Genomic DNA, 14,447 nt, shown 5'->3' on the forward strand with positions numbered 1-14,447 from the left:
ACCACCCACAAACCCAAGGCAAGATCGAGCGATTCCATCAAACCCTCAAGCTCTGGCTCGCCAGACAACCCGCGGCCTGGACCCTGGAGGAACTCAACACCCAGCTGCGGGAATTCCAGCACATCTATAACGACCAGCGCCCCCACCGGGCACTGAACAGAAGAACACCAGATGCGACTTACCGGGCAATACCGAAAGCAGTGCCGAAACAACTGCCAGGCCAGGAACACTTCCGGGCCCGCATGGATCGCATCGATCAGACAGGCACGGTGAGCCTGCGCTACGGAGGAAGACTCCGCCATCTCGGCATCGGACGTGCCTACAAACACGAGAAGGTCCGGATCCTGGTCAAGGACAACGACGTCATCGTCATTCACCACGACACCGCAGAGATCATCGCCGAATTCATCCTTGACGACAGCAAGGACTATCAGGGCAAAAAGAAACACCCCGATCCGAAGACCGGGGTGTAACTATTTCGTCCCCTACAAGGAGTGGGAACGATGTCTCGGGACATAGTGGGAACTATGTCCCGAGACATCACACCGCGTCCCCGGTCCGATTCGAACCGACGACCCCCGCTTGACCTACAAGGGATCATTTTGAGCTGTCAATGTTCCGTTTTGGCCTTTTTCTATATGGTCCTATTGCAACAACAAGTGATACTAAATACTCTCCACTTTGCACTGATATGGATGAGTTTTGTATGACGTGGTGGGAACTCCCTCCAGACTGCTGCTTGACCTCGAGTAGAGCCAGTGAATCACCCATACCATGGGTAACACTTTACTCTTGGCTCAAACCGGCTTGACAGTCCGATTCACAGCCCGAGCAAATTTACTATGAAACGGGCCGGAAACGACCTCGTGAGGCCAACAACGGGCACCTGGGCAGCCTTGGGTTCCTCACCAGTCAAAGGGTCAAGTAAATTCGGTGCAGTCCCCGTCATCACCAGTTCCGATAATTTTGCTTCATCATGTCTAAGCTAGGCTTCATGCTTATATTGGATACCAACCTATTGGCCCCGGATATTGTGGCCGAATATATGTCGCAGCATCGGCAACCGTTCTTTGTCTCCTCAGTGTCCGCTCAGGAACTCCTTGGAATGCAACGGCCAGGTAAGGACACTGGGTACAGCTACGCACTTCCAGTTCTCGACGAGCACTTGCTAGGCGCGCGCATGGGTGTGCCCCTGAATGAGATGAGTCGTAGGTTTGGTGATCATGCGAGTCGTTCACCGGTCTCAAAACACGCAGACCGGCAAGTGGCACCACGGTCATTACTAGGCCCGGAATCGCTGGAGCTGGGACACGCCGCAGTTTCGATTGCGCATGAGCGGGGGTTCGATGGACTCTTCCGCGCGTTTGCCACGAGCGGCCTGAGGGGCAAGAAGTTGAAGCGTGTTCTAAGTAAATGGGAGCTACTACGCAACGATATTGTGGCCGTGATTCCGCTGGACAATGAAATCTCCGCGCAAGCAGCCGTCCTCGCAGACCAATTTGTCATGAGTGGATGTCATGTCAAAGGCACTGTCCGCAACACAAGAAATGACATGCTTGTAGCCGCCACATCCCAGATCACTGGGATGTCCTTGGCCTCTGATGACGTACAGTTGATGAAGTTCTATAACGAGCACGGATGGAACGTAACGACGAGATCCTCCGGCATGGTGGCTACCCCGATTTCGCAAATTGTTGGCCCGCAAAAGGTCCTGACCCGGCGTTCTGAATCCCGCGGGTACGTGAATCGTCCACCGAAGATTAGAGTACCTATTGACTATGGGCGCACTCCTTCCCTGCGTTGATTGAGGTCTACTACTGATGTGGGACAGTTCCTGAAAGGATTGTTCCGATGGTGTTCTCGCCCAACTTAGTCCGATGAGTTCAAAGCTGATGATGTCACACACCCGCACTGGCTGGTGCCTCTGGTCGCCCGCTAGCTCTGGTGGCTACTGAGCGAGGGAACGTACCGCGACGACTGGCGCATAGCCCGAGTTGATAGCGCACGTCTGCGTTGCTGGTGTGCAATCTCGCTACATCGTGGACAGTGAATCTCACATCTTCATGGACAACGTCTCTCACTAGACACCACCTGCCCAGACAGGTGCTACCAACAGGGGCTATGCGCCAACGACGTCAACAAAGCGGCGGCATAATTCGCGGGATGGTTCAGTCATGATACCAACCACTCGAAAAAGTTGTACTAATCGACTGGGGCCCAAAGGGGCTCCTGGGCCAGTAATCGCACAGTGGACGGATTTTATTGAGGCGTTACTTCACCGTCTTACCTTCAGGCCAGATTTCGTGCTTTGAGTCCCACCAAAGAATATGAATGACGTTCGCTTCGCGAATGCCAAACAATCTCAGTGGCCCGGACGGTTGGATTACGAGCTTACAAAGGGAGTCAAGACCTTCATGGGATTCCTTGAGAATCTTCGCAGCTGCCTTGTTGCGGCATTTGGTCATGTCGTAATCCCCTAGGCTGCCATTGCTTTTTGCATCTTCGAGCGTCAATCCCTCGAAATAGCTTAGCCGTTTGAGCAGTCGCTGGTGGTGGCTGCTTTGAATCTTATGCAATGGCCAATTATTGTTGTCGATCAGGTCAAAGCGGAAGCGCAACTTTTCGTTTGACGTTGCATCCGGTGATTCCCAAACCCTTTTACTAGCATCTACGCTGCTAGCCTGCGACACGGCCTTAGTTTGATTTGGTGGCGAACCGGGTACGGCTTTTGATCGCTTTGGCCTACTCAACTCCTACGAGACCATCGTAGTACTCATACAATTTTTGGTCCGTGATCTCTACATTGCTGCGTTGACCAGCTGGCGTGTCACCGCGGGCGTCTTTCCAAGGCTTCTCGCGATGAGTGAGATCGCTGAGCTCGAATGCTTTCATCTCCCCGTAGTGCCCGAGGACAATGTCGATGCTTTCCTTTTCGGCACTAGTCAACTGTTCAGGATCCCCATCGGGAAGCTCACTGATCGTGTATTGAGAACGATGCTTGAAGTACAGCCGAGGAACAACTGGACCGTTGGCCCAAGCCTCAGTACGGTCATCAAAAAGGGGTTTCGTCTCCCACACCAGGTGCCAAGCCTTGGAGTAGTAAACGAGCTTCTGAAGCTTCATGGTCGACATCGATCCTTGTTTTCCCAAGATGTACGATGCAACGTCTAGCGCGTTAGCCATTTTAACCCCCTTCGCCGGATTCTACACAGCGTTAATCGTTGGCGATTCTGCCGTGAAACATAGCGTGAAACACCTTGTCCACAGTCTGTGCAACCAGTCTAACCACACGGCCTGACATTGTGGTAAAAGGATCGCCGACATCACTTAACGCATGAAGACGTTGTGCGCGACACACCCCATCCAATTACGCCGCGACCGCGTCTATCGATCGGATACCCCAGCTAGTCCGGTCCTGCCTATCGTGCAACGTCGAAACGACGAAATGGCATCCACCCACCCGGCGCGCTTGCATGCAAATCTGACCATCGGGCACGCCTTTTTACGACGGGCGAGTTGCCCAAAGTTTAGACGGTACGTCTATGGCTATGAGCCGGGCCAGCACGCAAAAACATGAGCACTGAACCGTCCCGGGTTTGATGCCGCTGTCTTTCTTGAGAAAGATAGCAATCATGCCCAAGAAATACCCCGCCGAAGTTCGTGACCGTGCCGTCCGCATGGTCGTTGATCGGCTCTCTGAGTATCCTTCCGTGTTTGCAGCCTGCAAGGCCCTGGCTCCGAAGCTTGATGTCGGTCCCGAGTCGTTGCGTCGTTGGGTGCTCCAGGCCCAAACAGATGCTGGTGAGAATGACGGTCCAACGACGACTGACATGGATGAACTAAAGCGCCTGCGCGCTGAGAATCGGGACTTGAAGGAAGTTAACGAGATCCTGAAGGCGGCATCGATTTTCTTCGCGAGGGAGCTCGACCCTCGCCGCCGCTAATCTGCCGGTTTATCGACGAACAGCGGGCCGAAGGTCATGCGGTCGAGTCGATCTGCACCGTCCTGCGCTTGCAGGGCGTGCAGGTTGCCGCACGTACCTACCGTGCCTGGAAAAGCAGGTTGCCGGCCCTGCGTGCCATGGAGGATGCGAAGATCATTGACACGTTGCGCAGCCTCAAGGTTGTAGACGGCAAGGGAAGACCCCGGCCAGAAATCCTTTACGGTCGCCGGAAGATGACTGCGTGGCTGCGCCGCAAGGGCTTCCTTGAGGTCTCCAAACACACCGTGGATCGGCTGATGCGCGATGAGGGCATGAACGGCCTGGTTCGCGGTCGCAGAACCCGCACCACCATCCCCGGCAAGGACGGCAAACGCGCTGGTGACCTGCTGAACCGCAACTTCACTGCCAGTGCACCCAACCGTGTCTGGGTCACCGATTTCACTTATGTTCCGGTGTATACCGGATTCGTTTACGTGGCGTTGGTGATCGATCTGTATTCACGGGCAATCGTAGGGTGGGAAACCTCCACCGTGAAAGACACTGCCTTCGTGGAGCAATGCCTGAAAATGGCGCTGTAGCGGCGAGAACTCAGCAATAGGCCGGTAAGCAAGGAGCTTCTGCACCACAGCGACGCGGGCAGTCAGTACACCTCGATCCGCTACACCGACACCCTGGAAATTGAGGGGCTGGTTCCCTCTATTGGCAGTGTCGGGAATGCGTACGATAGTGCCGCCGCCGAAACCGTCATGGGCCTGTTCAAGAACGAAGCTGTCGCCAAAGGCTCACCCTTCAGATCCGGTGCGTTGAAGACCGAATCCGATGTCATTGAGGTCGTCTTCGGATGGGTCCACTGGTACAGCTACAGTCGCCTGCATTCCTCACTGGACCACCAGACCCCAGAGGCATCCGAGCGAACCTACTATGATGAAAATTCCGGCTCGTTACCCGACGACGCCGCCCACAAAACGGCGGCATGATTCCCGGGACGGTTCACATTGCCGCCAAGTCTGGTGCGCCGCCACTTGTGGGAATTGTTACGATGTCGGCTTGTGATCCGCTCTGGGTCCGCGCCTATGGGACAGCCCAACCTCTTCACGGTTGATATTGGGCAGCTGCAGGATGCACTGGCCCATGCAGCGCAAGACATGGGTGCCACGGACTGCTAGAGCTTGATGGCAACGTTGTTAGCGAGCCTTTCACCCATGAACAACCAAAAGCTGACGCCAGCCTAATCCACGGTTCACCGAGTCAGCTCAATTGAAGGAGAACTCGCCATGACAACCAACGTCGCTCCCAAAGATGGAATGCCCCGTGGGGTCAACCGCTGGATGTCGCCGCAAGAAGTGTGCGACGAATTGCGTATCCCGAAGCAGACCTTCTACCAGTGGCGCGCCAGGCACGTAGCACCGCCGGCATACCGATTCGGCAAGCTGCTTCGGATCGACCGGGCTGAATTCGAAGAGTGGCTGACGAACCACGCCGAACATTTTTCGAGCAGCTAGTTATCTTTTCGGTCGGCAGCAGGGTATGGCTCGGCGACAGACTCGACAGTGCGACCATTGTTAGCCAAGGGGTCTCCATGCATAAGCGGCAATTGCTAGTGTTGGTCGCGACGGATACAGATGTCACGAGGGTCTGACGCGAGAGCTGCGTCGCACGTTGGCCACCGAAGCAATTGCTGCCGTCGTCAAGCATTCGCCTTTGAATGTCACAGCGTACTGCCCTGTTTGCCAGTCGGCACCACTTCAGCAGATGCGCCCCCTTCGCCGCAGATCTAGCGTCATTACTTCCATACGCCACGAAGGCAGACGTGCATTGTGGCATCCATAGCCAAAAAGATGCCGTTGGAGTCATACTCGTATTTCGCACCAGTCAAGAGTGACGAATCGGAAAACTTTCGCTATTCGATGCTGCCCAGTTGATCCCGATTGGCGAAATCAATTGCCGCCGCGTTGCTTGAGGTTGCACCTCAGCTATCTTCGATGTCGTCGTCTTCACCTTCGAAGTGCCGCGCTGCGATGCCAGACTGGATGCGGTTCTTGCCGAGTGCCTTTTCGAGGCGTTCGTATAGGTCCGGACGAACGATGAGGTCTGTGCCATGGACTGCCGGTGTAAGAGGTGAGTAGCTACCGTCATGGATGAGGAATCCACGCCAATTGCGTCCCACCAGAGCTGGCCCTTGGTCATCAACGAGGCAGTGACGAACTGGCGGAGACTCTGGGCGCAGGTTCAGAAACGCCACGATTTCGAATCTAGGAACGAGAGATAATGGGTGCAGCCCGACACCACGGTGCCGGTGAGGTTCACCCCGCTGGCCTCGGTAGCTGGCCATCGCAGACAGCGGTCCTTGGAAATCTTCCAGTATTTCCGCCGCTGAGGCTTGGTCGATGCCCGGGAGTAGATGATCGTATGTGGTCAGCCAAATATTGGGCCGACTGGTTCCGAGTGGCATCGAGCCCATCGGAATCGGCTCTTCGGCAATCTCGAGGCTAGATGAGATCAGTAGCTGGCGGCTTGGCTGCTTAGGATAGCTGCTGGCCAAGGTGACCTGGCGTTCCAACATTCCAAGTTGAACCCAGGAGCTGAAAGGCTTCTCAGCGACACGGACTGGCTCTGCATCTTGCCCAGAAAGGTTCCGCATGCGGTCAAGATCGATCGCGGTCGGTGGCGGCCACTCGTCCTCGTTGTCTTGCCAAGGAATAGCAGTCAGAGAGCGGGCGAGGAGGTGGTGGCGGGTTGTTGGCCGCGGAACTCGGGATGACTCTTGGAGCGAAGCCCATCGGGCTGATGGGGAAAGTGCGAACGCGAAGGCCGCTTCGAATTTCCGGGTGTCGTCAATCAGGAAGCCCTCCCGGAGGTACATCACCTTGCCGCCGGCGGCTGCCTGTTGGAGAGCGTTCTCGGCTTCTTCTTCGTAGTTGAGGTAAGCGTCAGGAAAACTGCGTGACGATGGCGACCGGAGCTGGTCGATCTGTTCTCTGGTTCGTTCATTGATGGTCTCGGCTTGACCGACCATTTTTTGTACCACTGAATCACGCACTCCGGGTGGCTCGTTGGCGTGGGCAAGGCGTCCGTTCAGAAGCAGGCGGACGAGATCTTCAGCCTGCTCTAGTGGGTTGTTCCGGGTCATTCTGCTACTGCTTCGGGATTGTTGTCGATGGCGTGAAATGCCGCACTTACGTACGGTGTTGGGGTGCTAGCTGGCGGTTCAGGCACGGGGCATCCGTGGACCTCCAAAATTTGGCCCGCTAGCACTCGGACAGACAGCCGGTCACTCAAAGTGAGCCTGGTAAGTTCCGCAGCTAGGTCGTCTTCGAGCTTGCCGGTTGGCAAGTTCACGCGAACGGTTTCGAGTAGCCAAGCGGTGCGGCCAGAGTCTAAGTCCTTCCGGAGTATGTACGCGAGTGCTCTTTGGGTTATCCGCGGGCGGACGGCCAGGAGGAACGCGGCAGCTACCAATGAGAGCCGTATTTGTTCTCGTGACGCCTGACAGACGGTTGAAAGCGCCAGTGTCGATATGGCGATGGCGAGGTCTTCATCCTGCTCGGGAATCGGCGCAGGCGTATAGGAGTGCGTACCCGTCATGGCAGTCCCGGGGAGGCGGTGACTGATGATATCGAAAGCTGCGTCCCAGCAATCGGCGGCCGTTCCCCCTGGGCTAGTTGCGGGTTGTGCGGCGAATGCGGCAATGAGGCCGTGGCTGGTTCCGTAGAAGTCGTATGACGCAGCGGCAACACGGTTGGTGACCGCTGCGGCGAGAGCACGCTCGGCGGTGTCTGCATCGAGAGCGTGGGCTTGCTCCCATAGTGCTCGGCGTTCCGTGTCGGCGAAGTGTCGCCAGCCTCCGATGCCTCGGATGCGCTGGTATGCGGTGACGAGGCAGTAGCTGGCTACCTCAGCAACCGCTGGGTCGGTGTCAGTGTGGGCGGCAAGTCCCCGTCCGAGATCGGCGAAAATATCGTTGCCGGAGAATGTGGAGATCTCGCGGGAGATATCGTCGATGAGCGCGAACCCAGCTTCACGCCCTTTGGCTACAGTCAATTCAAGAATGCGGTAGCCAATTGAGATGGTGGCTGCGTCGATATCCCATGTGGCAGGTGCGTCTTGATAGCGTTCTCTGTCGATTGCATGGGCAATGCTAATGGCACCAGCGCGGCCCTCAGGGGCCTCCGGGCGTTGAGCTGCAGTTAGGCGCTTGAGGAGCATATGCGTGTCTGGTGAGTGTTCCGACTCGAAGAACGAGGTGCGGTTTTCTGGGTCTGGGCGCGCTTCTCGGGGAGCGAATTCGGGGCCACCTAGGTTCACCACAGCTTGGATAAGCGCTTGGTCTACGACTTCTTTGGATTGGTTGCTCGAGTACTGCATCGGTTGATCGTCGTACGACGCTGCGATGTTGTTGGCTAGGACGGCGAGCATCGTGTCGGCGGATTGACTTTTCCCTCGCTCAGTTTCAAGCTGACTGAGGATGTCTAGATCAACCGATGGTGATCGCCAGGCAATACTGGTGGTGAGCCGGAGCGCGGCGAGGGCTGCAGGGTCGGCTGTCGCGCGGTAGTTCTGCAGCAGGTAAGTCTGCACTGCATCTGCTCGGGCGTCCTCAAATCCAATGGTGTCGAGATAAAGGTCAGCGGCGTCATGAGTAGCGGCGACAGGGTCGACAGCCGCGGCAATCTCCCACCATTGGGTGACATAGTGCGACGTGTCGCGGCCGTCTGTATGCTGCCGTACCAAGTAGACCAGGTCGACGATTTTGGCCAGGCGAGCTCGCGCTTCCGACACGCCTTCAATGTCCTTGATGCTTGCGACGATCTCAGAGAGCGTGGGGTCTTTGTGACCACCGTAGCTAGAGAGGAGTATGGTCGCCCGATTCCAGCACTCGTGTGCCTCCTCGATGGCTCCTGCGGCAATGCAGATACGGGCCGTCTCAAGCTCAAACGCAGCTTGTTGACTGTAGCCTGTGTGGTCGTCGTTGCGGCGTTCACGGATTATGGCCAGTAGGGAGTAAACAGCCCCGATGCCGATGTAATGGGAGACATGTGCGAGGACTGAAAGTAGGTCATTAGTGGTCAGTGGACCACTTTCGCCGAGGCCTAAGTTTGTAGTCGTTGTTGTACCATCACCTATTGCGATGAGGTGGTCGAGAACTGTGTCCAGATCTGATTCCCGTACGACGGTGAGCGAGTTCTCGAGCACTTGGTGGATGAGGGGGTGAATAAAGTAGAGGTCGCACGCGCGCGGCTCTCCGGTGAATGCATTGGCTTCGGCGACGAGGTCAGCAAGTGCAACGACAACTGCAGTTGACGCGGTTTCTGGTGCCATGTTACCGACGCGTACATCATCTGCAATTCCGATAGTTGCCACCGTGTAGCGGAGCCATGCCCGGTAGAATCCGACGCCAGACAACTTTACGCCGACTTTTAACACGCAAGATGGGTCGATGGAATGCGCAAGTACTAGGAGAGTGTGCCATCTTCTGACTTCCGGTTCATTGGCGCTCCCACCCTTGAGGATGACGTCCGTGGCCGCTCCGAGTTCAGAATCGAGATCGGTGATGCCGAGTCCAGAAACAACGTCTTGTGCGGCGATGCCGTGGAGCATGTACCCGATGGCATCGAGCGTAGGGTCAAGTTCCCACGCTTGGCGTGCCAGATCGTGGGGGGCCGGGAGCCCGATTGCTCCGTCAGCGGCGAGTCCAGCGAGCGTCAGGTAGGTCGTCGCAGCGTTGGTCGGGTTGGTCATTGCTGCCGCGACCCGGGGCATGTAGTCCGTAGGCAGTCCTGCCGTGAAAGTTGCCACGAGATCGGGCAGAGAAGCATCAAGCTCGCCTTCTAGGTGTTCGGCGATTGTTGGAATGAGGGTCGGGTCGATGTCTTGTCGTTGGGCACGGAGTCTAAGCGCTCCGCGTTGGGCGGCTAGTTGGAGTGTTCCGTCGCTGTCGGAGGAGTAGCCGCTCCGTTCAATCTTGCGTTGTGTTTCCCACCCCTCGATGTATGCCTTCCATGGGGCGGCTGCGCCGGCTCGGTCGACGGCATCACAAACGCGGAGACCCCATTTCGGGGAGAACGTGGCCCGGCCATTGTAAATAAGGCGTTCTGAAACGGTCTCGGCCCCGAGGATTTTCACGATAATGTCGGCATACTCGGTTATGGTGTCGGCGAGTGCTTCATTCTCATATGTGTCGATGGTTTTGCGTATTTCGATGCACTTGACGAGGGTTGGCCAGTCGAGTCGTGATTCAGCTTCGCGTGAGATGACGCAGAGCGCTCGTTGAAGAGCATCTGGAGAGTGGAACTGCCTAATGCCGTCTGCTACGAAGTGTGGACCGACCAGTGCCGTGAGTTGAGCGTATTCATCAAGATTCGCGAGAAGGTCAGGCAAGTGGCGGAACGCACGGGAGTCAGTAAGGAATCCGCGACCATCGAGCCACATCACGATAATCCTTCGAATGGAAGTCGCTGTCTCGTGATCAATGTCGCGGACGATATGCCGTGAGAAACTCTCATGGTGGAGCCGCAACCCGCCCAGTCCCTTCTGGGTGTTCAGAACTGGGGCAAGCGTCTGGAGGGCGGGAATGACAATGGCTTTGATGGGTGACCCGACAAGTTCTGCCAGTTCGTCGGGGGTGAGCGAAAAGTCGCACAGCGCGAGCGTGTCTGTGGCAAAGCGTTGGTCAGGGGTCATCGCGTCTCGGAGATATTCGTAGTATTCATCGACCGTCGTGGCAGTGTCTGGGACGAGTTCTAGACGGTGGATAAGCTCACTGACTGTCAGCGGACCCGGAGTGTCATCCAGCGGTGACGCGCCAAGTGCGAGCTTGCACAGGTACGTCGCGTAGAGCGAGTTTCCGCTGGACCGTTCATGAACCAACGTGATGATGGTGGTCTCATCAGACGAGCTTACGGGTCCGGTGCCGTCAGGCGATTCGAGTAGGCCGTGCTTGACGGTGAGTGCCTTGATCTCGGCTCGGGACATTGGCGGCATCAAGATACGTTCGGAGGCTGGGGCCGCTGGTTCGAGATGGATTCCAGGCTGGCTCGCGATAAGCAGACAGACGCCAGGCGGGAGGTTGATGGCGGCAAGCTCCTCGACCAAGAGAAATGAGGGGTCTTTCTGCTGGTTAGTGCTGCGACCAACGACTCGGTCTACATGGTCGAGGCCGTCGACGACGAGGAGAACTTGTTTATCAGGTTGGGCTTTGCGACAGGTCCCTAGCGCCAATTCGAGTGCTTCAATGCTCGTGGCGAATTTGGGGCGCAGGTCATTGGTTGCTTCAGGGACCGCGTGTCCGAGCTGGTCGAGTAGACTGCCGATGACTGTCTCAGTCAGAACTCGTTCCTGCAAGTGATCGTCGCTTGATCCGAGCCAGCAGTGGTGGCGCGCGACCGCCCAGTCATTGTCTCGGTACCTATTCGCAAGCTCTTCGCATAGCCACGACTTCCCTACACCTGGCTCGCCCACGACGACGATTCGCCCACCAGCCGCTGCAGTGTTGTCAATATGTTTACTGACCTCTGCCGCTGCGCCAACGCGAGCGACAGCAACTTCAGTCTCGATTGGGTGGCCCGCAGTGACGGCCCCAAAGTCGACACGCATCCCGAGACGCGGTTCAATAAGATCGCGCCGGACGACTCCGGTATCAACTACACGCGCAGAAGTGGCTGCTTGAATGAGTGCGTATGCCGCGAATTCGGGAGTGACGTCAGTGTTGGGGGTGCGACCTGCTCCAAGCTCTTCTCGGACGCGTCTGAGAAGAGCGCGTTCGGCGGGCCCCGGGTCAGCGAAGCTGATGGTTGAGGCCGGTGCGCCAGTGTCAACGATGAGACTGCTGCAGGCACTGCCGAGGTCGTCGTCGCTGAGGTGCCTGACCAGCTCGGCCCATGGCTTGTTGACGCGCAGCGCCGCAGGTTCGAACCGGTACATCGCCGTTATGATGCCTGGGAGCGGGGCGTTCGGCCGGCCGGACGAGTCAACAGGCTTCAAGACGGCTGCGAGAGTGTCGTCTGGCTCTTGGTCCCGGACGACAATTCGGTATGTGGTCGCTGGAGACGTGGCTAGGTCTTTGAGTAGGGAGTCGAAAACCTTGTTGAGCTTCAGGCTTCTGCCATCTTGGGAGAACGTCTCTTTCGACAGCTGACGGTCTGTAGTTGTGTGCTTGATTTGTAGACGAACCCGGGTCTTGTTCACATATGAGATGTTGACGTCGTCAAACCGATCCGTATCGAACCCCTTGGTGTCAACCGTGACGGTTTCCGCAATGCCCAAGAGGAGGTCAACGAGGGCGACTGCTGTGATGAGGTCTTGATAGAAGTAGCCGTGGTGGGTTGGACCGAGACTCATCGCGTTGTATCTGCCCTTCTGCTTCCGCTCGTCCGAAACTCCTTGTTTCGAACGACAATGGCACGCCCACCTGCGAAAAATTAGATGGCTTCTGCGGCCAGCCCGAGCGAATAGTATGCTTCACTTTGTAGGGCTCATTGTAGTCACGCTTGTAGGGGAATAGACACTCCATTAGGTCGTGTACCGGTCGGCCCAGCCTGCCCGGTATCCTGATGCCAGTCACAGATGCCACCTGGTAGCTGCAGCACGTGACTTAATCGGTTCGTGAACTGCAGGTGAAGGACGTGCCATTCTGGGAGATGGGATACCGGCTGCGTAAAGCCGTGCCCTCCCCGGACGCGTCTAAATGCATGTAAAGCGGCACTCTTACCCAGCGCCACTGTATGGAAGTAAATGTGATCTCGGGTGCCTCGATTTGCGACGAGGTCTACTCCTTCGGCCAACCGCGCCCCGTGTCCATGGGATTCAGTCCAGTCGTATTGGCGGCCATGTCTGGAAATCAACTTTGAGCATTCGTGGCGGAATGAAGCAGACTGAGCGCAGCTGAATCGGATGGCTCAGAGCACGACATCTGCGATAAAAGAGTAGATCCGACTCATGAAAACACTGCTGGAGTATGGCGATTGGGTTTACCGGGAGGGGCCCTTGGCTGCGTTGATAGTCTGCGCATGTGCGTCAATATCCGGCCCCGTAAAGAGACGATGAAATGCTTCGTCGAGCACTCTCGCACCGTCAAGCACCTCGATAGTAGTCAGGTCTGAATCTTCGTGCGTCCCGGCGTTCCCGAGCCATTTAACCGCAAACAACAGGTCGGCGACCTGCGGGCGGCTAGCATCCGCGTCGCGCCACTCCTTGATACGTTCATGAGCGTTCCGGAACTGCCCAGCTGAGCCAGTCGCGGAGATGCCCTCCGCGGTTAGGAACCGCTCCACCGTGGCGCGTAGCGCGGTCGAGGCTAGGCCAGGATCGGCGAACAGCACACGAGATGCGCGCAACACGCCGTCTCGAACCTCGTCTGGAGCAGATTTGGGGATCGGCATCATCAACATGGGTGGGTGCAGATGCGTGATGGTGTAATAAGAGGAGTAGCTGGAACCCTGGTACTCGAACTCGCCATCGATCGACTTTTGAGAGTAGTCCACGCGGTAATCACCGGTTCCGTGCACGGCCTGCTGGCAGTCAGGGTTCTCGCACTGCCCGCGAACGACGAACGTGCCTGAAATCCATTCAGGCTCGAATGCGATATGGCTGTGTGCCGAGGCTGAATCGTGGCCCTCGTCTTCAGCGGGAGCTGAGAAACCAATGTACCCGATCTGGCAGCTCGGGCATGCGGGACGCGGCCATGGTTGGCGGGACTCGATGGGCTTGGCGAGACTAGAAAGGGCCGGATCCACTGACATGTGTATAGATTATAGTCTTCACAGCTGAGTGCGCTGATGTCTGCGGCGAATCGATGAAAAAGACGAGCTAGGACCCGCTGGCACACTCGGGAGACGTCGCTGTCCACAGCCCCATGAGACCTGATGTGAGTTGATAGATGTTGTCGCCTTCCTACGGCTCTACTGCGATCGACGCGACGGCGTAGGCGATGCCTAGAGTCCGGTATTGCGTGGCCTGCTGTTTCATGCTGATGGAATGCAACATTCTGAAGTTACAGTTCCACTGCACCACGTCTTAGCGGGCAGTTGGAAGCTTGTTGCCTATTCTCAAGACCTTGAACACGGACACACCGGGGTAGTTGTCATCTCGTGTTCCTCAGCGAACAAGGGCCCAGCCAAGTCGAAGCACACAACGATATCTATCTACAACCGGATGAGCTAACCATCCGAATCGTCTCGGCTACTCGGTTAAGAATCCTTCGGTCATGTAGTAAACCGGCTGAATCACCATGAAGTAGGTACAAGTAACTACAACTTCATGGAGGACATCATGAGCAAGCAGGAACTGCCCGTCATCAAGACGCCCGAAACGGTGTTGGAGTGGCTCTCGCCCTCTGACATCTGCCGTGAAATGCAGATCCCACTGGCAACCTTCTACACGTGGCGTTCCAAGGGCATCGGTCCGCACGCCTACAAGGTCGGGCGGCATGTGCGCGTCAGCCGTGCGGACCTCGAGGACTGGCTGGAGCTCCGCTCTGACCCCAAATGGCATCGGGCAGAAGGCTGA

Annotated in this window: 9 protein-coding genes and 1 pseudogene; 5 read left to right on the plus strand and 5 right to left on the minus strand. The window is 56.8% G+C overall.

Features of this window, described 5'->3' with window-relative positions:
• Together PCK14_RS18400 and PCK14_RS18405 are read left to right on the plus strand one after the other, a co-directional pair.
• The coding region (locus PCK14_RS18400; RefSeq protein WP_269939973.1) for an integrase core domain-containing protein at positions 1 to 473 on the plus strand (473 nt) is incomplete at its 5' end.
• A 521-nt stretch (positions 474 to 994) separates the two neighbouring features.
• Positions 995 to 1,804 carry a hypothetical protein gene (locus tag PCK14_RS18405; RefSeq protein WP_269939974.1) on the plus strand — a complete coding sequence of 270 codons (810 nt, stop codon included), beginning with the start codon at positions 995 to 997 and terminating at the stop codon, positions 1,802 to 1,804.
• Between the two features lie 466 nt (positions 1,805 to 2,270).
• On the opposite strand, the gene PCK14_RS18410 is transcribed toward PCK14_RS18405, so the two are convergent.
• Positions 2,271 to 2,690: a hypothetical protein gene (locus tag PCK14_RS18410; protein WP_269939975.1), complete on the minus strand. Its 420-nt coding sequence runs from the start codon at positions 2,688 to 2,690 to the stop codon at positions 2,271 to 2,273.
• Between the two features lie 52 nt (positions 2,691 to 2,742).
• Complete coding sequence (locus tag PCK14_RS18415) at positions 2,743 to 3,123, minus strand: Panacea domain-containing protein (protein WP_269939976.1); 381 nt, start codon at positions 3,121 to 3,123, stop codon at positions 2,743 to 2,745.
• Positions 3,124 to 3,632: 509 nt separating this feature from the next.
• Between PCK14_RS18415 and PCK14_RS18420 the strand changes: the two are divergent.
• Positions 3,633 to 4,921 (plus strand): annotated as a pseudogene (locus PCK14_RS18420) (IS3 family transposase).
• 297 nt (positions 4,922 to 5,218) lie between these two features.
• Complete coding sequence (locus tag PCK14_RS18425; protein ID WP_269939977.1) at positions 5,219 to 5,446, plus strand: helix-turn-helix domain-containing protein; 228 nt, start codon at positions 5,219 to 5,221, stop codon at positions 5,444 to 5,446.
• Between the two features lie 467 nt (positions 5,447 to 5,913).
• Here the strand turns inward: PCK14_RS18425 and PCK14_RS18430 are convergent, their stop codons facing one another.
• From PCK14_RS18430 to PCK14_RS18440, 3 genes are all read right to left on the minus strand, one after another.
• Entirely contained in the window at positions 5,914 to 7,074 is a 1,161-nt protein-coding gene (locus tag PCK14_RS18430; protein ID WP_269939978.1) for a hypothetical protein, read from the minus strand.
• On the minus strand, positions 7,071 to 12,281 hold the full coding sequence (locus tag PCK14_RS18435) for an NACHT domain-containing protein (protein WP_269939979.1): 5,211 nt from the start codon (positions 12,279 to 12,281) through the stop codon (positions 7,071 to 7,073). The genes PCK14_RS18430 and PCK14_RS18435 overlap by 4 nt, the downstream gene beginning before the upstream one ends.
• A gap of 629 nt (positions 12,282 to 12,910) precedes the next feature.
• The gene (locus PCK14_RS18440) at positions 12,911 to 13,681 is read right to left on the minus strand and encodes a DUF4145 domain-containing protein (protein ID WP_269939980.1); all 771 of its coding nucleotides are present in this window, start codon (positions 13,679 to 13,681) and stop codon (positions 12,911 to 12,913) included.
• A 529-nt stretch (positions 13,682 to 14,210) separates the two neighbouring features.
• Here PCK14_RS18440 and PCK14_RS18445 point away from each other — a divergent pair.
• Positions 14,211 to 14,447, plus strand: a complete 237-nt coding sequence (locus PCK14_RS18445) for a helix-turn-helix domain-containing protein (RefSeq protein ID WP_269939981.1) — start codon at positions 14,211 to 14,213, stop codon at positions 14,445 to 14,447.

The organism is Arthrobacter sp. HY1533, assembly GCF_027568515.1.
Classification (GTDB): domain Bacteria; phylum Actinomycetota; class Actinomycetes; order Actinomycetales; family Micrococcaceae; genus Specibacter.